This window comes from Photobacterium satsumensis, from assembly GCF_050336935.1.
GTDB lineage: Bacteria > Pseudomonadota > Gammaproteobacteria > Enterobacterales > Vibrionaceae > Photobacterium > Photobacterium satsumensis.
The window spans coordinates 415,683-434,328 of record NZ_JAKJSK010000007.1 but is presented as its reverse complement, the minus strand read 5'-3'; the positions used below and the strand labels follow the sequence as shown (position 1 = coordinate 434,328).

17 protein-coding genes are annotated in these 18,646 nt (G+C 48.0%); 7 read left to right on the top strand and 10 right to left on the bottom strand.

Going from position 1 to position 18,646, the window contains the following annotated elements:
- Positions 1–487 precede the first annotated feature (487 nt).
- The 3 genes from pheT to pcp form a co-directional block, all read right to left on the bottom strand.
- Entirely contained in the window at positions 488–2,875 is a 2,388-nt protein-coding gene (gene pheT, locus L4D79_RS13615) for a phenylalanine--tRNA ligase subunit beta (protein ID WP_428652101.1), read from the bottom strand.
- 18 nt (positions 2,876–2,893) lie between these two features.
- The gene (gene pheS, locus L4D79_RS13610; RefSeq protein WP_107297789.1) at positions 2,894–3,877 is read right to left on the bottom strand and encodes a phenylalanine--tRNA ligase subunit alpha; all 984 of its coding nucleotides are present in this window, start codon (positions 3,875–3,877) and stop codon (positions 2,894–2,896) included.
- Positions 3,878–4,029: 152 nt separating this feature from the next.
- Positions 4,030–4,725 carry a pyroglutamyl-peptidase I gene (gene pcp / locus L4D79_RS13605; protein ID WP_428652100.1) on the bottom strand — a complete coding sequence of 232 codons (696 nt, stop codon included), beginning with the start codon at positions 4,723–4,725 and terminating at the stop codon, positions 4,030–4,032.
- Between the two features lie 205 nt (positions 4,726–4,930).
- Between pcp and L4D79_RS13600 the strand changes: the two genes are divergently transcribed.
- Together L4D79_RS13600 and L4D79_RS13595 are read left to right on the top strand one after the other, a co-directional pair.
- Entirely contained in the window at positions 4,931–5,188 is a 258-nt protein-coding gene (locus L4D79_RS13600) for a YiaA/YiaB family inner membrane protein (RefSeq protein WP_428652099.1), read from the top strand.
- Positions 5,188–5,649 (top strand): hypothetical protein, encoded by a 462-nt coding sequence (locus L4D79_RS13595; protein ID WP_428652098.1) that lies wholly within the window; start codon positions 5,188–5,190, stop codon positions 5,647–5,649. The genes L4D79_RS13600 and L4D79_RS13595 overlap by 1 nt, the downstream gene beginning before the upstream one ends.
- A 91-nt stretch (positions 5,650–5,740) precedes the next feature.
- On the opposite strand, the gene rplT is transcribed toward L4D79_RS13595, so the two are convergent.
- The 5 genes from rplT to yqfB form a co-directional block, all read right to left on the bottom strand.
- Complete coding sequence (gene rplT, locus L4D79_RS13590; RefSeq protein WP_107348195.1) at positions 5,741–6,094, bottom strand: 50S ribosomal protein L20; 354 nt, start codon at positions 6,092–6,094, stop codon at positions 5,741–5,743.
- Positions 6,095–6,138: 44 nt separating this feature from the next.
- Positions 6,139–6,333 carry a 50S ribosomal protein L35 gene (gene rpmI / locus L4D79_RS13585; RefSeq protein WP_036832349.1) on the bottom strand — a complete coding sequence of 65 codons (195 nt, stop codon included), beginning with the start codon at positions 6,331–6,333 and terminating at the stop codon, positions 6,139–6,141.
- Positions 6,334–6,430: 97 nt separating this feature from the next.
- The gene (infC, locus tag L4D79_RS13580) at positions 6,431–6,982 is read right to left on the bottom strand and encodes a translation initiation factor IF-3 (RefSeq protein ID WP_428652597.1); all 552 of its coding nucleotides are present in this window, start codon (positions 6,980–6,982) and stop codon (positions 6,431–6,433) included.
- A 3-nt stretch (positions 6,983–6,985) separates the two neighbouring features.
- Positions 6,986–8,917, bottom strand: coding sequence for a threonine--tRNA ligase (gene thrS, locus L4D79_RS13575; protein WP_428652097.1), 1,932 nt, complete (start codon positions 8,915–8,917; stop codon positions 6,986–6,988).
- Positions 8,918–9,123: 206 nt separating this feature from the next.
- Positions 9,124–9,426 (bottom strand): N(4)-acetylcytidine aminohydrolase, encoded by a 303-nt coding sequence (gene yqfB / locus L4D79_RS13570; RefSeq protein ID WP_428652596.1) that lies wholly within the window; start codon positions 9,424–9,426, stop codon positions 9,124–9,126.
- 137 nt (positions 9,427–9,563) lie between these two features.
- Between yqfB and hutC the strand changes: the two genes are divergently transcribed.
- From hutC to hutH, 5 genes are all read left to right on the top strand, one after another.
- A complete protein-coding gene (hutC, locus tag L4D79_RS13565) occupies positions 9,564–10,286 on the top strand; it encodes a histidine utilization transcriptional repressor HutC (protein ID WP_428652096.1) in 723 nt (240 codons plus the stop codon).
- 234 nt (positions 10,287–10,520) lie between these two features.
- Positions 10,521–11,744, top strand: coding sequence for an imidazolonepropionase (gene hutI / locus L4D79_RS13560; protein ID WP_428652095.1), 1,224 nt, complete (start codon positions 10,521–10,523; stop codon positions 11,742–11,744).
- Between the two features lie 10 nt (positions 11,745–11,754).
- Positions 11,755–12,798, top strand: a complete 1,044-nt coding sequence (locus tag L4D79_RS13555) for a formimidoylglutamase (protein ID WP_428652094.1) — start codon at positions 11,755–11,757, stop codon at positions 12,796–12,798.
- A 55-nt stretch (positions 12,799–12,853) separates the two neighbouring features.
- On the top strand, positions 12,854–14,545 hold the full coding sequence (hutU, locus tag L4D79_RS13550) for a urocanate hydratase (RefSeq protein WP_428652093.1): 1,692 nt from the start codon (positions 12,854–12,856) through the stop codon (positions 14,543–14,545).
- A gap of 21 nt (positions 14,546–14,566) precedes the next feature.
- Entirely contained in the window at positions 14,567–16,099 is a 1,533-nt protein-coding gene (hutH, locus tag L4D79_RS13545; protein WP_428652092.1) for a histidine ammonia-lyase, read from the top strand.
- A gap of 103 nt (positions 16,100–16,202) precedes the next feature.
- Here the strand turns inward: hutH and L4D79_RS13540 are convergent, their stop codons facing one another.
- Both L4D79_RS13540 and L4D79_RS13535 read right to left on the bottom strand, forming a co-directional pair.
- Positions 16,203–16,940 carry a DUF3726 domain-containing protein gene (locus L4D79_RS13540; protein ID WP_428652091.1) on the bottom strand — a complete coding sequence of 246 codons (738 nt, stop codon included), beginning with the start codon at positions 16,938–16,940 and terminating at the stop codon, positions 16,203–16,205.
- Positions 16,937–18,637 (bottom strand): hypothetical protein, encoded by a 1,701-nt coding sequence (locus L4D79_RS13535; RefSeq protein WP_428652090.1) that lies wholly within the window; start codon positions 18,635–18,637, stop codon positions 16,937–16,939. Before L4D79_RS13535 ends, L4D79_RS13540 begins: the two co-directional genes overlap by 4 nt.
- Positions 18,638–18,646: the final 9 nt, after the last annotated feature.

Below are 18,646 nucleotides of genomic sequence, written 5' to 3'. Positions count from 1 at the left end.
GCTTCTCCGCGCTCAATCCTAACTAGAGACAAGTTTATGCCAACTTGCTGATTTCCGCCAACTTTTTTATGTCAACTTATCTTTAAATAATTGATTTTTACTAGCACAAATAGACTCATTCCATGCACCCTGTTGTGCTTATTTCGAATAATTACTGGTAAAATTTGCTAAAAACCACCCAGATCCCAACATATATTGCTGATATTTAATGCCAACATAGAAATTACCGCTATCTATCAAAAAGTTACAGTATTTAGATTCAGATCAAAAAAATCACAACGCTCGGGACGAATTTATAAAACAATGACTTAAAAACACATCATTTTCAGCTGCATCTCAATTCGGTTGGAACATTATTTTGGAATAAGCTTCGACCATACCGTTTTGATTTCTCCCATCCTCTTTATCCAATTTGCCCATCTGCCAAATTGAAAGCAAAAAAAAACCCTGTCAAGTTGACAGGGTTTTTTACAATCATCGTGTTTAATTAGTCACGTAGTGACGCACCAAATTTCTCTGATACGTGGGCAACAATCGCATCTACAGAACCTGCGATATCAGCGTCTTCCAGCGTACGCTCAAGAGACTGAAGGGTCAGGGCAATCGCCAAGCTCTTCTTGCCTTCCTCTACGCCTTTACCAACGTAAACGTCAAATAGCTTAGCATCAGTCAGGAACTCACCACCGGCTTCAAGACATGCGTTTACGATGTCGCCAGAAGCAACAGCTTCATCAACAACAACCGCGATGTCGCGACGGTTTGCAGGGAACTTAGACAGAGCTACCGCTTCTGGGATCACTTTAGTGTTGATCGCAGACCATTCGATTTCGAATACGATAGTACGGCCGTTCAAGCCAAACTTACGCTCAAGCTCAGGGTGAACCGTACCGATCACGCCCACTTCTTTGCCATCTACAACGATAGCTGCAGATTGACCTGGGTGAAGGGCTGGGTGCTTAGCTGCTGCAAAAGAGTATGCTTTCTCGTTGGCCGACAGCTCAAGAACCGCTTCCAGATCACCTTTCAGGTCAAAGAAATCAACCGTGTTGGTTTCAATATCCCAGTGCTCTTCGCTACGCGTACCCGCGATAACACCAGCCAACATAGGCTCTTGGCGCATACCGTTTTCAGCAGTTTCACATGGAATGAAACGTAAGCCGTATTCGAACAGACGAACACGTGGCTGCTGGCGCTTCTGGTTATGAACAACGGTGTTAAGCAAACCTTGGATTAGGCCAAGGCGCATCGCTGACATATCCGCAGAAATTGGGAATGGCAGGATTAGCGGCTCAACGCCAGGCACGATCAGCTTCTGCTGCTCTGGCTCAACAAAGCTGTAAGTGATCGCTTCTTGGTAACCACGGTCAACAAGCAGGTTACGAACACGCTTAAGAGGAAGATTCGCTTCAACATGGTTGTGCATCTTAAGTGCAGCGGCAGGGTTCTGGTTTGGAATGTTGTCGTAACCGTAGATACGGCCAACTTCTTCGATCAGATCTTGCTCGATTGCGATATCGAAACGCCATGTCGGCGCAGTTGCAGTCCAACCTGCTTCCGTTGCCTCAACGTTCAGGCCTAGACGCTCTAGGATTTCTACCACATCGCTATCGGCAATGTGGTGGCCTAGTAGGTTGTCTAGCTTAGTACGACGCAGTGCTACAGTGTTTGGCTTAGGAAGGTCTGCTTCAGATTCCACAGCAACAACCGGTGCTACTTCACCACCACAGATTTCAACTAGCAGCTGAGTGGCACGCTCCATTGCGCTTGCCTGTAGTGCGTAATCCACACCACGCTCGAAACGCATTGAAGAATCAGTGTGTAGACCGTAGCTACGAGCGCGGCCACGGATGTGGTCCGGTGCGAAGAATGCACACTCTAGTAGTACGTCAGTTGTACCAGACATCACGCCTGATAGCTCACCACCAAAGATACCAGCAATTGCTAGTGCTTTAGTATGGTCAGCAACGACTAGCGTATCTGCATTTAGCTTAGTTTCGCTACCGTCAAGCAGAGTTAGCATCTCATCCTGCTCTGCCATACGTACAACAATACCGCCATTGATCTTAGCAAGATCAAATGCGTGCATTGGCTGGCCTTGCTCAAGCAAAACGTAATTAGTGATATCGACTACAGGATCGATTGAACGGATACCACAGCGACGTAGCTTCTCTTGCATCCACAGCGGTGTTTCTGCTTTAACGTTCACGTTCTTAACCACACGGCCAAGGTAACGTGGACATGCAGCGGGAACTTTCACTTCGATTGAAACTGTGTCGTCGATAGACGGAGCAACCGCTTCTGCTGCTGGCTCTGTCACGTCAGCGCGGTTCAATACGCCAACTTCACGAGCAAGACCGCGAATGCTGAAACAGTCAGCACGGTTTGCGGTTAGGTCAACATCAACAGTGACGTCGTCTAGACCTAGGAATTCACGGAAATCAGTACCGTTTACCGCGTCTTCAGCAAGCTCCATGATGCCATCAGACTCAACGTCGATACCCAGTTCAGTGAATGAACAAAGCATACCGTGAGAAGGCTGGCCACGTAGCTTGGCTTTCTTGATTTTGAAATCGCCTGGTAGTACTGCGCCAACAGTCGCAACAGCCACTTTTAGGCCAAGGCGACAGTTAGATGCACCACAAACGATGTCTAGTAATTCTTCTTCACCAACATCAACTTTGGTTACGCGTAGTTTGTCAGCATCTGGGTGCTGGCCACACTCAACAACCTGACCAACTTTAACGCCAGTAAATGTACCAGCAACAGGTAGTACGTCGTCTACCTCAAGGCCAGCCATAGTGATTTGATGAGTTAGCTCGTCAGTTGTAACCGCAGGGTTTACCCACTCACGAAGCCAAGATTCGCTAAATTTCATAGTGTATGAACCTCTGGATTACTTGAATTGTTTTAGGAAACGAAGGTCGTTCTCGAAGAACGCACGTAGGTCGTTTACGCCGTAACGAAGCATGGTTAGACGCTCAACGCCCATACCAAATGCAAAACCAGAGTATTTCTCAGGGTCGATACCCACACTGCGAAGTACGTTCGGGTGAACCATACCGCAGCCTAGTACCTCAAGCCACTTACCGTTCTTGCCTTTAACATCAACTTCAGCTGAAGGCTCAGTAAATGGGAAGTAAGAAGGACGGAAACGCACTTCCACTTCTTCTTCGAAGAAGTTACATAGGAAGTCGTGAAGAATGCCTTTAAGTTGCGCGAAATTTACATTCTCATCAACCAGCATACCTTCCACTTGGTGGAACATTGGGGTGTGCGTCTGATCGTAGTCGTTACGGTAAACACGGCCCGGAGCGATGAAACGGAAAGGAGGCTTGCCATTTTCCATCGTACGGATCTGAACGCCAGACGTGTGAGTACGCAACATTAGATCAGGGTTGAAGAAGAAAGTATCGTGGTCAGTACGTGCTGGGTGATCTTCAGCAATGTTCAACGCATCGAAGTTATGGAAAGCATCTTCGATTTCTGGGCCTGACTCAGTGTTAAAGCCTAGCTCGCCGAAGAACTGTTCAATACGCTCGACAGTACGTGTTACTGGGTGTAGGCCACCATTTTCAATGCGACGACCAGGTAGGGTCACATCAATAGTTTCAGCTGCTAGCTTAGCTTCAAGCTCAGCGCGCTGAAGTGCATCTTTACGAGCAACAATCGCTTGCTGAACGGCACCTTTTGCCTTGTTGATTTCCTGACCAGCAGAGCGACGCTCTTCCGGTGGAAGTTTACCCAAACCTTGAAGTTGAAGGGTCAATTCACCCTTTTTGCCCAAATACTGGACACGGACTTCGTCCAGAGCGACTAATGAATCAGCCTGCTCGATAGCTGCCGTTGCATTGGCAATAATCTCGTCTAGATGTTGCATCGTTTCCTCATCCACCTACAGGTGGCGTCCTTTAGGGAGATATAAATTCGCGTAACGATACATACTAAAGAAACATGCGTCTAAATCCAAATCCAATCGTAAGAAAACCGTTGGATTGCGTGAAAAAAACACCATTTCCTCCTTAGCTTGGGTTAATTGATGGTACCTGCTGTAACTTGCTGCTCCGGAGGGAAACTGGCAGCACACATTATCGCAGCAACAATGCCCTCTACCATCGTCTCTAACGGCATGGAAGGAAGCGAAGCGGAACCCGTTATCTGCTGCTCGGAATCAACCTGCTCAGGCAACAAAGGGACATGGATAAAATCACACATGGCATTCTTCGCCTGTTGTTGATTCTTTACGGCCAAGTAATGACTGATCCCGTAAAACAGATGATTACAGACAAAGGTACCAGCGCTGTATGAGATCTCTGCCTCAACCCCCTTTTCTGCTAGGGCCTTCATCATTGTCTTGATAGGTAACGGGGTAAAGTAGGCAGCAGGGCCAGATTCAGCGACAGGCAGATCAATCGGTTGGTTACCAGCATTGTCCGGTATTCGGAAGTCATCAAGGTTTATCGCCACCTTCTCAAAACTAATCGCGCTACGACCTGATGCTTGTCCCAGCATAAAAACGATGTCAGGCTGGAAGTGTTCCACCACTTGGATGCACCTATCGACGGAGTCACCTCTTACGACAGGCAGTAAGCTAACCTCAACTTCAATATCAACCGCTTTTATCTTCCGTTGAATCACCTCTGACTGCAGTTGCTCTACAATCAATGCCGTCGGGTTAATTGCTTGCCCGCCAAAAGGTTCAAAACCTGTAACCAGTACTCGAGTCATACCACATCTCAATTTTTCATGGAAAATCAAGAAAGCTTATCACCCTCTTGTAATTGATATGGCCAAATATTTCTATTTCGTGCCAAGACCCTCGCAGAGTTAACGCCAAAATATATTTTTCCTGCTTTTTTATTGCACAATTTTTCAACCTGCACTAACTTAATAAAACATTGTTCAATTGATTGGCGTTTATAGGATGGAAACTATGGGTTCACAAGATAAATACTGGGTTAACTACGCAAAACTCACTTTCGTTATTGCCGTATCAGCAATGATTATCAGCATCGTCATGCTGCCGGGTGATCTACTTATCAAAGGCTATTACAGCATCTGCAGCTTATTTCTTATCAGCGCCACCATCACCTTAAGCAAAGCAGTACGTGATGAAGCTGAATCCAAAAAGCTTTTACAGAAACTCGAGGAAGCCAAAACAGCTCAACTGCTCAACGAACTCGAAGACTAATGAACATGGCACTCCACCGTTCACTTAACTCAGCGTTCCTGCAGCTACTGAAACAACTAAAGCAACTACACACTTTGCTTTCCGCTAGAGAGGAACAGCTAGCAGTCCATCAAAAGCAACAAAAGGTGCTAGTTCGGTTACATGCGGAGTGCGAACAGGCTATTGAAGCCATGATAGCCCCACAACCCTCGCCCCGAGCTGAAGGCAATAAGGAGGCCTCTGCATTCAAAGTACTGCTACAGCGTAGCTGGGCATTAAAGAATGCACTTGAACATAAACGCTTAGCCGTTGCCCGGTGCCGTCAACGGTTGATTAAGCTAGAGCAAAGAATTGAAGCATCACTGTCGTTAAAAGCCAAAGTGGCAAACACCTTAACAGCAGGCGGAAAAGCAACAGCTTTACAGGTGGCCATGGAAGTGATGTTGGTGAAGAACCAGTTATGGCTCGCGCAATATGATTAGCAAGGCAATATCGACACGGCTTTTATTGCGGCCAGAAACGAAAAAAGGAGAGCCGAGGCTCTCCTTTCAACATCAAACTAAACAGTAGTAATTACTGTGCAGCTTTTGCTTTTTCAACTAGTACCGCGAAAGTAGCTTTGTCGAATACAGCGATATCAGCAAGGATCTTACGATCGATTTCGATAGACGCTTTCTTAAGACCGTTGATGAAACGGCTGTAAGACATACCGTTCTGACGAGCAGCAGCGTTGATACGTGCAATCCAAAGTTGACGGAAAGTACGTTTCTTGTTGCGACGGTCACGGTAAGCGTATTGACCAGCTTTAGTAACAGCTTGGAAAGCTACGCGGTAAACACGTGAACGTGCACCGTAGTAACCTTTAGCTTGTTTAAGAACTTTCTTGTGACGTGCACGTGCTTGTACACCACGTTTTACGCGAGGCATAGGAGACTCCTAACTAAAATTAAAAAATATAAAACTAAAAACGATTAAGCGAACGGAAGCATACGTGCAACAGCTGCCACTTCACACTTAGGAAGGATAGCGTTTGGACGAAGCTGACGTTTGTTCTTAGTAGTACGTTTAGTCAGGATGTGACGCTTAGTTGCGTGCTTAAACTTGAAGCCACCAGCAGTTTTCTTGAAACGCTTAGCAGCACCTTTGTTGGATTTCATCTTAGGCATGATGAGACTCCGCATTGTTGATAGTTAATAACATAGTAATAAGGCGAACAAAAAGCGCTGCGGTTAAGCAGCGCTTTTAGCTACTTGAATGCCTTAATTACTTCTTCTTTGGAGCAAGCATCATCGTCATTTGACGACCTTCTACTCGATTAGGGAAACTTTCAACAACCGCTAGGTCGATTAGGTCTTCCTTAATACGATTTAGAAGATCGATACCAAGACTCTGGTGGGCCATTTCACGACCGCGGAAACGCAGTGTGACCTTGCCCTTGTTGCCCTCTTCTAAAAAGCGACTCAGGTTGCGCAGTTTTACCTGATAATCGCCTTCGTCTGTACCAGGTCGGAATTTAACTTCCTTGATCTGGATTTGTTTCTGCTTTTTCTTCTGATCTTTAGCAGCCTTGCTCTTTTCGAACAGGTACTTGCCATAGTCCATCACACGACAAACTGGTGGCTCGGCATTCGGGCTGATTTCAACTAGGTCTACACCAGCTTCATTAGCAAGATTTACTGCTTCTTCAATAGAAACAACACCAACTGATTCACCGTCTAGACCAGTTAAACGTACTTCACGTACGCCACGAATTTCACCATTTAAACGATGTGCATTTTGTTTAACTGGTGCTTGGGTTCTTCTTCCGCCTTTAATACCTTATTCCTCCACAACATTGAGCTTGCGACTGCTAACTTCTTGCTGCAAGTATGCAACAAGGTCGTCAATCTTAAATTTACCCAAATCTTTACCCTTGCGAGTACGAACTGCAATTTCGCCTGCTTCGACTTCTTTGTCACCGCAAACAAGCATGTATGGTACTCGCTTCAAAGTATGTTCGCGAATTTTAAAGCCTATCTTCTCATTTCTCAAGTCCGCATTGACACGAATTCCAGATTTTTGAAGTTTTTCGACTACTTGTTGAACATATTCTGCCTGGCTATCGGTGATATTCATCACAACCGCCTGTTGAGGCGCCAACCAAGTTGGGAAGAAGCCAGCATATTCTTCAATAAGGATACCGATGAAACGCTCTAGTGAACCTAGAATAGCACGGTGGATCATAACAGGCGTATGACGCTCGTTGTCTTCACCAACGTAAGTTGCACCTAGACGTTCAGGGAGTGCGAAGTCTAACTGAACTGTGCCGCACTGCCAAGCCCTATCTAGACAATCATGCAAAGTAAATTCAATTTTCGGTCCGTAGAACGCGCCTTCACCCTCTTGAATCTCGTAAGGGATCTCCATTGATTCTAGTGCAAGTTTTAGATCCGACTCTGCTTTATCCCACATTTCATCAGAACCAACACGCTTCTCAGGGCGTGTAGACAGCTTAACAACGATGTTATCGAAGCCAAATGTCTGATATGTGTCGTAAACCATCTCGATACAGCTGGTGACTTCAGCCTGAACCTGCTCTTCAGTACAGAAGACGTGGGCATCATCCTGAGTAAAGCCACGTACACGCATGATGCCGTGTAGTGCGCCTGATGGTTCGTTACGGTGACATGAGCCAAACTCAGCCATACGTAGTGGTAGATCACGGTAAGATTTCAGGCCTTGGTTAAAGATCTGAACGTGACCTGGGCAGTTCATTGGCTTGATTGCGTATTCACGGTTCTCAGAAGAGGTCGTGAACATCGCTTCAGCGTACTTGTCCCAGTGGCCAGAGCGTTCCCAAAGAACGCGGTCCATCATGAGTGGACCTTTAACTTCTTGGTAACCGTACTCAGTCAGCTTTTCGCGAATGAATACTTCAAGGTCACGGAAGATAGACCAACCATTGTGGTGCCAGAACACCATACCCGGTGCTTCTTGCTGCATGTGGAACAAGTCTAGCTGCTTACCGATTTTACGGTGGTCACGCTTAGCCGCTTCTTCTAGGCGAGTAAGGTGAGCTTTAAGTGCCTTCTTATCGTGGAAAGCTGTACCGTAGATACGCTGAAGCATCTTGTTGTCGCTGTTACCACGCCAGTATGCACCAGCAACGTTCAGCAGAGTAAAGTGCTGACAGAAGCCCATGTGCGGTACGTGTGGACCACGACACATGTCGATGTATTCTTCATGGTGGTATAGGCCTGGACGATCATCGCGAGAAACGTTCTCGTCAAGGATTTCCACCTTGTATGGTTCGCCACGTGATTCAAACGTATCACGTGCTTCCTGCCAGCTTACTTTTTTCTTGATAACTTGGTATTTGGTTTTCGCCAGCTCTTTCATACGCTTTTCAATCTTTTCAAGATCTTCTTGCGTAAGCGACTCTTCTAGGTCGATGTCGTAGTAGAAGCCGTTGTCGATTGTTGGACCAATCGCCATTTTCGCTTCAGGGTAAAGCTGCTTAATCGCATGGCCAAGAAGGTGAGCACAAGAGTGACGAACGATCTCAAGACCGTCTACTTCATCTTTAACAGTGATGATTTCAAGGCTAGCATCTTCTTCGATCAGGTCACACGCGTCTACGCGGTTACCATTAACACGACCGGCAATAGTTGCCTTCGCAAGACCAGGACCGATCGATTGCGCGACTTCCATGGTAGAAACTGGGTTGTCAAATTGACGCTGACTGCCGTCAGGAAGAGTAATTACAGGCATGTAAATATCCTTTCACAGTGGTCTTGCACACCAAGCAAGACATGTTGAATTAAAAATATAAAGCTATGAGAGCTAAATAAAAGAAGCTCAGAAATTCGGCGCTGCAATACTGAGCAGGCCAAAATGGCTGAGCGAGGTAGCAACTATAACAAACGCCTGTGACACTTTGCAAAGCCACGCCTTAATTATTTTTATATAACCCTATGTCACTTGTGTACAAGCCGAAAGCTAACGACAAAGAGTTGCTTGGTTCCGGGATAAATCTCCTCAAGGACCTCTAGTAACCGCTCAAGTGGCATGTTTTCTTGAAATGCATGGGTCTCGTTCAAGTTATCGAGTAAAACAGGTTCAACACCGAGAACATCGAGTTGGCAAAACTGCCTGCCCTCTTCATAGATGGTGGCATTAACACGAGAGCCAACGTCATAATGGCTATCAGCTTCATCGCGTATAGTGATTGTTTTCTTTTCAGCCAATATATCTTTTTCAAAGCATGCCAAAAATAGCATTTCTTTCGTCATCATATAAACCACCGTGTTTGGTATGAGCATATCCAAACTGTAGCTGTTTCACGGTTGTTGACATCAAAACTTGAAATGACGGACAAAAGTTGCTTTGATTTGTATAGGCAATTAGGAAAAGCGTTATGGCTCAGTCACCTCGTTATCAGCAAATCAAGACTTACCTATTGGAACGGATTCATGCTCGCCAATGGCCACCCGGTCATAAAATCCCTACCGAGATGGCTTTGTCTGAACAATTTTCAGTAAGTCGTATGACGGCCAACAAGGCCATTACTGAACTGGTCAAGGAAGGCTTCCTTGAGCGCACCCCACGGTTAGGCACATTTGTCTGTAACAAAAAAGCCGAATCACCATTGATGGAAATCCGCAATATTGCCGATGAGGTCAAAGATCGTGGCCACCGCTATTCGTCAGATGTGATCTCCCAGTCAACGATTCACGCCACTGAAGACATCGCTCTGCGATTGGGTGTGCGCCAAGGCACAAAGGTGTATTTCACCCAAATTGTCCATTTCGAGAATAGCTCGCCAATACAGTTGGAAGAGCGCTGGGTAAATCCCGAACATGCCCCAGCCTACATAAAGCAAGACTTTAGCTCTCAGACCCCTAATGAATACTTGGTTAAAGCCTGCCCGCTTAGCGATATTGAACATATTGTCGAAGCCCTGCTACCTCCGCAACGTATTGCTGAGTTGCTAAAGGTCAGCCCGCAATCCCCGTGTTTATTGCTAAATCGACGTACCTGGAGCAATAAAAACTTAATCAGTACCGCCCTGCTCTATCATCCGGGCAATAAGTACAAACTCAGTTCACGAGCCCAAGTCGGTGCACTGGCCAGTGGCTAGTGCAACCCCGCCTATCGCTGATTATTTTGTGCTGGCTAGACCAGCTTCAAACGTGCGATCCCTCTCATAACCCAACAATTGTCAGCAATTAATTACAATTACGATCACATTTCATTTACATCACACCTTGAATTTCAACCTCTAATTGCCTATTTATTTGTATATACATTATCGATTCTAGAAACCGCTTCTAGAAACGGGTCTAGAAATAGTCAATAACTTCAGGGTCGCGAAATGGATAGAGTGCTGACAAACGTCAATATGGTCACCCTAGCAGGAAAAGATGGCTACCAAGTGAGCAGCGATGCCATGATTGGTATCCAAGATGGCAAGATTAAATATGCTGGGCATAAGGAGCACTTTGACTGCCACGGCCATCCTGAAGTCATGGACTGTGAGGGCGCGCTGGTTACTCCGGGGCTGATAGATTGTCACACTCACCTTGTTTTTGCCGGCAATCGTGCCGAAGAATTCGAGCAACGCCTGAATGGCGTGCCGTACGAGCAAATCGCAAAATCGGGTGGTGGGATCTTATCAACCGTTCGTGCAACCCGCGAAGCATCAGAAGATACCTTGTTTGAACTTGCCTGCGAGCGTTTACAAGGTTTGAAAAACGAAGGGGTGACCACCGTAGAGATCAAATCAGGCTATGGCCTAACCCTTGATGACGAGCTGAAAATGCTCAGGGTCGCCCGCCGTATTGGCGAAATGCCTGATATCAATGTATCGACGACCTTACTCGCTGCCCATGCTTTACCTCCTGAATATTCAGGTGATCCCGACAGTTACATCCAGTACGTTTGTGATGAAATTATCCCGTCCGCAGCACAGGAAGGGTTAGCTGATGCCGTTGATGTTTTCTGTGAAGGCATCGGTTTCAGTACCCAACAGTGCCAGCAAGTCTTCCGGGCGGCCCAAAAGTATGGCCTTGCTATCAAGGGGCACACTGAGCAGCTTTCCAACCTCGGGGGCAGCGCCATGGCAGCCCGAATGGGAGCGCTGTCTGTCGACCATATCGAGTATCTGGATAACGAAGGGGTCGCAGCACTCGCGGCCGGTGGCACTGTTGCCACCCTGCTGCCCGGCGCTTTTTATTTTCTGCGTGAAACCCAAATGCCACCGATTGATCAGTTACGTCAACTGAATGTCCCGATGGCGATATCAACCGACTTCAACCCCGGTACATCCCCCATCGCTTCTATCCGAACCATGATGAACATGGCGTGTACCTTGTTCCGAATGACACCGGAAGAATGCCTACGTGGCGTCACGGTGAATGCAGCCCAAGCGCTTGGCATGAGTGAGCGAAGAGGACAAATTCGAGAGGGAATGAGTGCTGATTTGGCCATCTGGAATATGTCTCACCCAGCCGAGCTGTCATACCGTATCGGTGTACCGGATCTCAAAGCACGGTTAGTCAACGGCGGTCTATTCATTCACCGAAATACAGAGCAGTAAGGAGCATCATATGCCAATAGATATGACGGTCTGGCAAGGTCGTAGCGACCCAGAAGATGGTAGCCTCGGATTACGTTGGCATGAAGTGATTAAGCCGGCGGATGAAGTGAATGAACCCGGTATCATGCTGCTCGGTTTTGCCTGTGATGAAGGAGTCTCACGTAATAAAGGCCGCACTGGTGCCTTTGACGCACCGACCACAATTCGAAAAGCATTAGCAAACCTTGCTTGGCACCACACCGAGCCTGCTTATGACGGCGGGGATATTCTTTGTAACGATGGTAACCTCGAGCTCGCCCAGCAACGCCTCGGAGAAGATGTATGCCGCGCCCTTCGCCAAAATCACAAAGTGATTGTATTTGGCGGCGGGCATGAAGTGGCATGGGGGACTTTCCAAGGGTTAGGCAACTATTTATTACAAAAGCAGCGCGTATTGCAAAAGCAACACACTCCAAAAGGTGGATCCGAGCCAGAAGAGCTGGTTACCACCAGTAAAGCCCCGAGGATTGGCATTATCAATTTTGATGCACACTTTGATCTGCGTAACCCCCCTTCAGGTTCATCTGCAGAGCAAGGCAGTTCTGGCACCCCCTTCCAGCAAATCGCACGCTTTTGTGAGTTACAAGGCTGGCCTTTCAACTATGCCTGTCTTGGCTTGAATCGAGCCAGTAATACCCAAGCACTGTATGACAAAGCCGACAGAATGGGGGTGTTGTATTTCGATGATTGCGAACTCACCCACCAGCGACTACCGCTGATTATCGAATCGCTGGAGCACTTTATCGCCCAGTGCGACTACCTCTACCTCACCATAGATATTGATGTATTCCCTGCCAGTACGGCACCGGGAGTCAGTGCACCCGCTGCACGAGGTGTCCCGCAAGAGATCATAGAACCATTGCTCAACACGGTGCTTTCAGCAGAAACCACCACAGGAAGAAAGAAAGTACTGGTTGCCGATATGGCGGAATATAATCCGCGTTTTGATATCGACAACCAAACCGCACGACTCGCTGCGCGATTGGCTTGGACCATCGCCCGTGCCCTACGTTAATCAACACCGCTGTCTTCTTAAACCATTACATTGACAGCATTGCAAGGAGAGCCACATGACACAAGATACCCAACCACGCTTGGACGAAAGCCGGACTATCATTGCCCCAACAGGTACCACGCTAAATACCAAGTCATGGTTAACCGAAGCCCCGCTAAGAATGCTGATGAATAATCTGCATCCCGATGTAGCGGAACACCCGCACGCTTTGGTGGTATATGGCGGTATTGGTCGTGCTGCAAGGAATTGGCAGTGCTATGACAAAATTGTTGAGGTGCTAAAACGCCTTGAAGAAGATGAAACTCTGCTGGTTCAATCAGGCAAACCTGTCGGTGTATTTAAAACCCACAGCAATGCGCCTAGGGTACTCATTGCCAACTCAAACTTGGTGCCGCACTGGGCGAACTGGGAGCATTTCAACGAACTCGATAAAGAAGGTTTGATGATGTACGGCCAGATGACAGCGGGAAGCTGGATCTACATCGGCTCCCAAGGCATCGTTCAAGGGACCTACGAAACCTTTGTTGCGATGGCTAAACAGCACTTCAATGGTGACAGCTCTGGGCGCTGGATCCTCACTGGTGGCCTTGGTGGTATGGGTGGCGCTCAGCCATTAGCTGCAACCATGGCGGGTTTTTCAATGTTAGCGGTTGAGTGCGATGAAAGCCGAATCGACTACCGCTTGCGTACCGGCTACGTCGATTGCAAAGCAACCTCATTGGATGAAGCTTTGGCTATCATCGAAGAAGCTAAGCAAACCGGTAAACCAGTCTCTGTTGGTCTAGTTGGCAATGCGGCCGATGTATACCCAGAAATTGTCCGTCGTGGCATTGTTCCAGATTGCACCACCGACCAAACGTCGGCCCATGATCCGCTAAACGGTTACCTTCCGCAGGGCTGGACCATGGAACACGCCGCAGAGATGCGTCAGCAAGACGAGGCTGAAGTCGTTAAGGCGGCCAAAGCGTCAATGGCAGTACAGGTCGAAGCGATGCTGGCGCTGCAAAAAGCAGGTTCTGCAACCGTCGATTATGGTAATAATATCCGCCAAATGGCCTTTGAAGTCGGTGTCGAAAATGCCTTTGATTTCCCAGGCTTTGTGCCGGCTTATATTCGTCCATTATTCTGTGAAGGTGTCGGCCCGTTCCGCTGGGCGGCGTTATCTGGCGATCCGGAAGATATCTACAAAACCGACCAAAAGGTAAAAGAGCTGATCCCTGATAACCCTCATCTGCACAACTGGCTAGATATGGCCCGCGAGCGGATCCAATTCCAAGGCTTGCCTGCTCGTATCTGCTGGGTAGGACTTAAAGACCGTGCCCGCCTAGGTAAAGCTTTCAACGAAATGGTTAAAAATGGCGAACTGAAAGCGCCAATCGTTATTGGCCGTGATCACCTTGATTCAGGATCCGTCGCCAGCCCTAACCGTGAAACAGAAGCGATGATGGATGGTTCCGATGCCGTTTCTGACTGGCCATTGCTCAATGCCCTTCTCAACACAGCATCCGGTGCAACTTGGGTATCGCTCCACCATGGTGGCGGCGTCGGTATGGGCTTCTCGCAGCACTCAGGCATGGTCATTGTTTGTGATGGTTCCGATGATGCCGCAGAACGTGTCGGCCGCGTACTTCGCAATGACCCGGCCACAGGCGTGATGCGCCATGCCGATGCCGGGTATGACATCGCGGTCAACTGTGCCGAGGAGCAAGGCCTCGATTTGCCAATGATCCCTTCAACCCAAAAATAATAAAGATCTAAAGGACGTTGTATGTACCAAATTGAAATCAATCCAGGGAAGCTTTCCCTGAAGCAGCTGCGACATATTAACCGCCACAAAGTGACCCTGTCACTCAACAAGGCTGCCTATGATGATATGCTGGTCAGTACCCGAGCCGTAGAGCAGGTGATCGCAGAAGACAGAGTCGTTTATGGGATCAATACGGGTTTTGGCTTGCTTGCTAATACCCGCATTGCGGTCGAAGACTTGGAAACCCTGCAGCGCAGTATCGTTCTATCCCATGCCGCTGGCATCGGCAAGCTAATGGAAGATCACACTGTCAGGCTCATGATGGCCTTGAAGATCAACAGCCTTGCCCGGGGCTACTCGGGGATCCGCCCCAAAGTCGTAGATGCGCTAGTGACACTAGTCAACGCCGAAGTCTACCCATGTATTCCACAAAAAGGATCCGTCGGTGCATCGGGGGATCTCGCCCCGCTGGCACATATGAGCACCGTTTTACTGGGTGAAGGTCAGGCTCGTCACAATGGCGAAATCATCAGTGGTGCAGCAGCACTAAAGATTGCAGGTCTTGAACCTATCACGCTGGCACCCAAAGAAGGGCTTGCTTTGCTCAATGGCACCCAAGCCTCAACCGCGTTTGCGCTTGAAGGATTATTTGCCGCCGAAGATCTGTATGCATCGGGCACCGTCTGCGGGGCGATGTCAGTAGATGCAGCACTCGGTAGCCGACGACCTTTCGATCCACGAATCCACCGGGTACGAGGCCACCGTAGCCAAATTGATGCTGCAATGGCTTACCGCCACATGCTAGACAAAGACAGTGAGATTGGCTTATCACATCAGCAATGTGAAAAAGTCCAAGATCCCTATTCACTTCGCTGCCAACCGCAAGTGATGGGCGCCTGCCTACAGCAAATCCGTCATTCTGCCGATATTCTTGAAATCGAAGCCAATGCCGTTTCAGACAACCCGCTGGTATTTGCTGAAGATGGCGACATTATTTCGGGCGGCAACTTCCATGCCGAGCCAGTTGCAATGGCTGCAGATAGCCTTGCACTCGCCATAGCCGAAATCGGCAGTTTGTCAGAACGCCGAATGGCGCTGTTAATTGATAGCGGCTTGAGTAAATTGCCACCCTTCTTGGTCGATAATGGCGGCGTAAATTCCGGCTTTATGATCGCCCAAGTGACCGCAGCAGCACTGGCCAGCGAAAACAAAACTCTCGCCCACCCAGCATCTGTTGATAGTTTGCCGACGTCTGCCAATCAGGAAGACCATGTCTCGATGGCCACCTTTGCTGGTCGCAGGCTTAAAGACATGGCTGAAAATACCCGAGGCATTTTGGCTGTCGAGTTACTGGCCGCCGCTCAAGGCTTGGATTTCCGCACGCCGAACCACAGTTCAGAGCGCGTTGAGCAAGCCAAAGAAATGTTACGGGCCCGCGTGAGTTTTTATGATAAAGACCGCTATTTCGCGCCTGATATCGAAAAAGCCAACGAGCTTCTATTGGAAGCGCATTACAACACCTTGATGCCTTCACAACTACTACCGAGTTTATAAGCGCATTAAGGTCAATCGCCCAGTAATATAAAAGCGCCCCTTATTAATATTTAATAAGGGGCGCTTTCTTTATTCTTGAGTCTAGGGTTTCGGTTTCAAGGTATTAGGTTTCAACCAGCTCACCTGCCCCTTTGGCCGATGTTTCACTGTTCTCGACCAAAAATACCCTTGCTGCTTGCTTTAGCCGCTGCCATTCAACATCATCAACCTCTATGCCTTCCTGCCACGCGTGTCGGTATGTTTCGCGCAAGCTTGAAGAATCCAGCAGAGCAAAGCCAGTTGCCCCCGATGAAGGTACAGCAAAATCAGAGACCGACAGTTCAATGACCATGTCATGCTGGCTGCCTTTGTCAGCATTAACATCCTCGGACTGAAACAGCTCTGGGAACACACAACCCTTATTCAATATATAAAGTGTCTGTTTGGCATCAGAGCCATTTACCCATTGTGCTTTGCATGCTAGACCTTTAGCCGCTAGCTTAACCAACTCGCTATAAGCTAGCCAACGGTTATGACAATGGCGGACATGAATGGTTAATGACTTGCTGTGTGCCAATTGCTCAACAGCGTAATCAAGGATGTTCGGTAAATGGCAAACCAAGCTAGAACCATGCATATCGACATCAATACGGTCAGAAGCGGGCTTTGTTAATGTGATCGGGCCATCTTTTTCACCGGCAAGATAAGGAAGTGCCTTATTAAAATGTCCGACACCATTAAGGCCAACCATCTGCAAATCAGCCACCATATTGGCAATAATATCCGCTTCACCACAACAACGGCGTAATCCTAAAAATGCCTTGTAAACAGCAGTGACAAGCTCGTTATGAGTTACAATCATTTTGCCTCTCCTGTTAGCTCTTGTGCCGATGGCAGAATAGGAAATAACCATTCATCATCGTGGATTTCATCCAAAAGCGGCGCACCTTGGAAAAAGGTCACCTGAACCCATCGATCTGAGCGCGGGTCGAATTTCGTCGCACCGAAGACAGCTAACTTACAGCGTAGCAGGTGCATAGGTAGTGAAGCTTTGTGCAGCACGTTCATCTGGATGTCGCCCATCGCTTTGTTGCCCAACGTCCAGGCCCTTTTTGCAATACCACGGTATTCAGGGTTCAATAATAAGAACTCCGCGAGAGTGTGTTCCGGATCAGCCTCAAGCAAGGCGCTATATAAACGGTATACCTGTCTACCGATATCCAGTGGCAGTTCTCGTTCTTCCCCTGCTTCAATACCACGTACGCCAAGTCGAGGCTCTTCTTTGTCTTGGGAGCGATACCAGAACCAATAATTGTTCTCTGATTGTTGAAAATCCGTTTCAATGGCCCAGCGATAGCGGCTTTCAAGCAACTGCATGAGATCCGAAACTGTCTTACCACTGGTCAGTGATAACGTTTCATCACAATTCATTCTTTCTTGATAGCTATCTGCAATGTCTGGATACAGCTCCATCACACAAGAAAGTACAATTTCCTGCGTTTCCAAACTCAATGCCTGAGATTGGGCAACAACGCTCCGCCAATCAGTAGCCTGATCGGCCGCCAAGCTTATAACTGTATTGCGGAAGATCACCAACTCCTCCACAGCCAGCTTATTAAGCTCACACTGATGTTCATCAATCGTGACAACCTGATAAAGGTGGATTTCTGCCTGACCGAGCAGTCGTGACAACACATCCACCTTGGTCGCATCAAATGGCTGGCTCAAGATCTCTGCTAGTGCTTCTTCACGGGTAGTCATCCACTGATCAACAATGCAAGGATGGTTTATCAGGTAAGGAGCCATGCCCAACCCGGTCGCGTTACCCACCCCCAGATAGCGCTGCAGCGAGCGGTGCAGTGATACGGCTTTCTCCCCTCCGCGCTGCTTGGCTAGATAGTCGACCCAGTCCAGACTAAATTCACGTAGGAGATAAACGGCACACATCTGCGCACTGAAAGACTGGTGAAAATCCGGGTTATCTTCCAGCAGTTTGAAATCTGCAATACCGAACTTGCCGTTACCATATACTGCTGTTGTTCGCAGAATATAGCCCACATTTGCTAGCTGTTGTGGATCCGGCTGCTGGCCTTGGGACAGGCTCGAAACAAGGTGTTCAAACACCCGCACACTCTTGTTGGCTCGCGCCAGTACCAAGGCGCGGTTAGGATTTCGCCCGGCCTCTTGTAATGGTACGTTATCACGAAGCTGCGCCAACAATTGTGGCGATACTTCACCATGAACCAAGGTTAGCGTCACGTCCCACTTTTCAGCAATCACACGGTCGTTACGTTCTTCGTCACTGATCTCGTCGCAGAACACCACTAGGTGGTATTGGTTTTCCTGTGTTTCTAGACGATAGATAGCGTGACCATAGCCTTCTGGCGACAGCTGCCAATCATGTTGGCTTACCTGCCAGTTTTTCTGGGCCATTTGACGAATAAAGTAACGCACAAAACTAATTCGGTTTTGGTGCATAGCCCCCAACCTTTCAGGTGCCATAACGACTTCAGGTTGACGTAGGGTGTTATCAGATTTCAAGGAACGATGTGCATCCATATTGCTCAC

What these genes read in the sequence shown, in the direction of transcription:
- pheT (WP_428652101.1), bottom strand. Translation starts at nt 2,875, where the DNA reads ATGAAATTTAGCGAATCTTGGCTTCGTGAGTGGGTAAACCCTGCGGTT.
- pheS (WP_107297789.1), bottom strand. Translation starts at nt 3,877, where the DNA reads ATGCAACATCTAGACGAGATTATTGCCAATGCAACGGCAGCTATCGAG.
- pcp (WP_428652100.1), bottom strand. Translation starts at nt 4,725, where the DNA reads ATGACTCGAGTACTGGTTACAGGTTTTGAACCTTTTGGCGGGCAAGCA.
- L4D79_RS13600 (WP_428652099.1), top strand. Translation starts at nt 4,931, where the DNA reads ATGGGTTCACAAGATAAATACTGGGTTAACTACGCAAAACTCACTTTC.
- L4D79_RS13595 (WP_428652098.1), top strand. Translation starts at nt 5,188, where the DNA reads ATGAACATGGCACTCCACCGTTCACTTAACTCAGCGTTCCTGCAGCTA.
- rplT (WP_107348195.1), bottom strand. Translation starts at nt 6,094, where the DNA reads ATGCCTCGCGTAAAACGTGGTGTACAAGCACGTGCACGTCACAAGAAA.
- rpmI (WP_036832349.1), bottom strand. Translation starts at nt 6,333, where the DNA reads ATGCCTAAGATGAAATCCAACAAAGGTGCTGCTAAGCGTTTCAAGAAA.
- thrS (WP_428652097.1), bottom strand. Translation starts at nt 8,917, where the DNA reads ATGCCTGTAATTACTCTTCCTGACGGCAGTCAGCGTCAATTTGACAAC.
- yqfB (WP_428652596.1), bottom strand. Translation starts at nt 9,426, where the DNA reads ATGCTATTTTTGGCATGCTTTGAAAAAGATATATTGGCTGAAAAGAAA.
- hutC (WP_428652096.1), top strand. Translation starts at nt 9,564, where the DNA reads ATGGCTCAGTCACCTCGTTATCAGCAAATCAAGACTTACCTATTGGAA.
- hutI (WP_428652095.1), top strand. Translation starts at nt 10,521, where the DNA reads ATGGATAGAGTGCTGACAAACGTCAATATGGTCACCCTAGCAGGAAAA.
- L4D79_RS13555 (WP_428652094.1), top strand. Translation starts at nt 11,755, where the DNA reads ATGCCAATAGATATGACGGTCTGGCAAGGTCGTAGCGACCCAGAAGAT.
- hutU (WP_428652093.1), top strand. Translation starts at nt 12,854, where the DNA reads ATGACACAAGATACCCAACCACGCTTGGACGAAAGCCGGACTATCATT.
- hutH (WP_428652092.1), top strand. Translation starts at nt 14,567, where the DNA reads ATGTACCAAATTGAAATCAATCCAGGGAAGCTTTCCCTGAAGCAGCTG.
- L4D79_RS13540 (WP_428652091.1), bottom strand. Translation starts at nt 16,940, where the DNA reads ATGATTGTAACTCATAACGAGCTTGTCACTGCTGTTTACAAGGCATTT.
- L4D79_RS13535 (WP_428652090.1), bottom strand. Translation starts at nt 18,637, where the DNA reads ATGGATGCACATCGTTCCTTGAAATCTGATAACACCCTACGTCAACCT.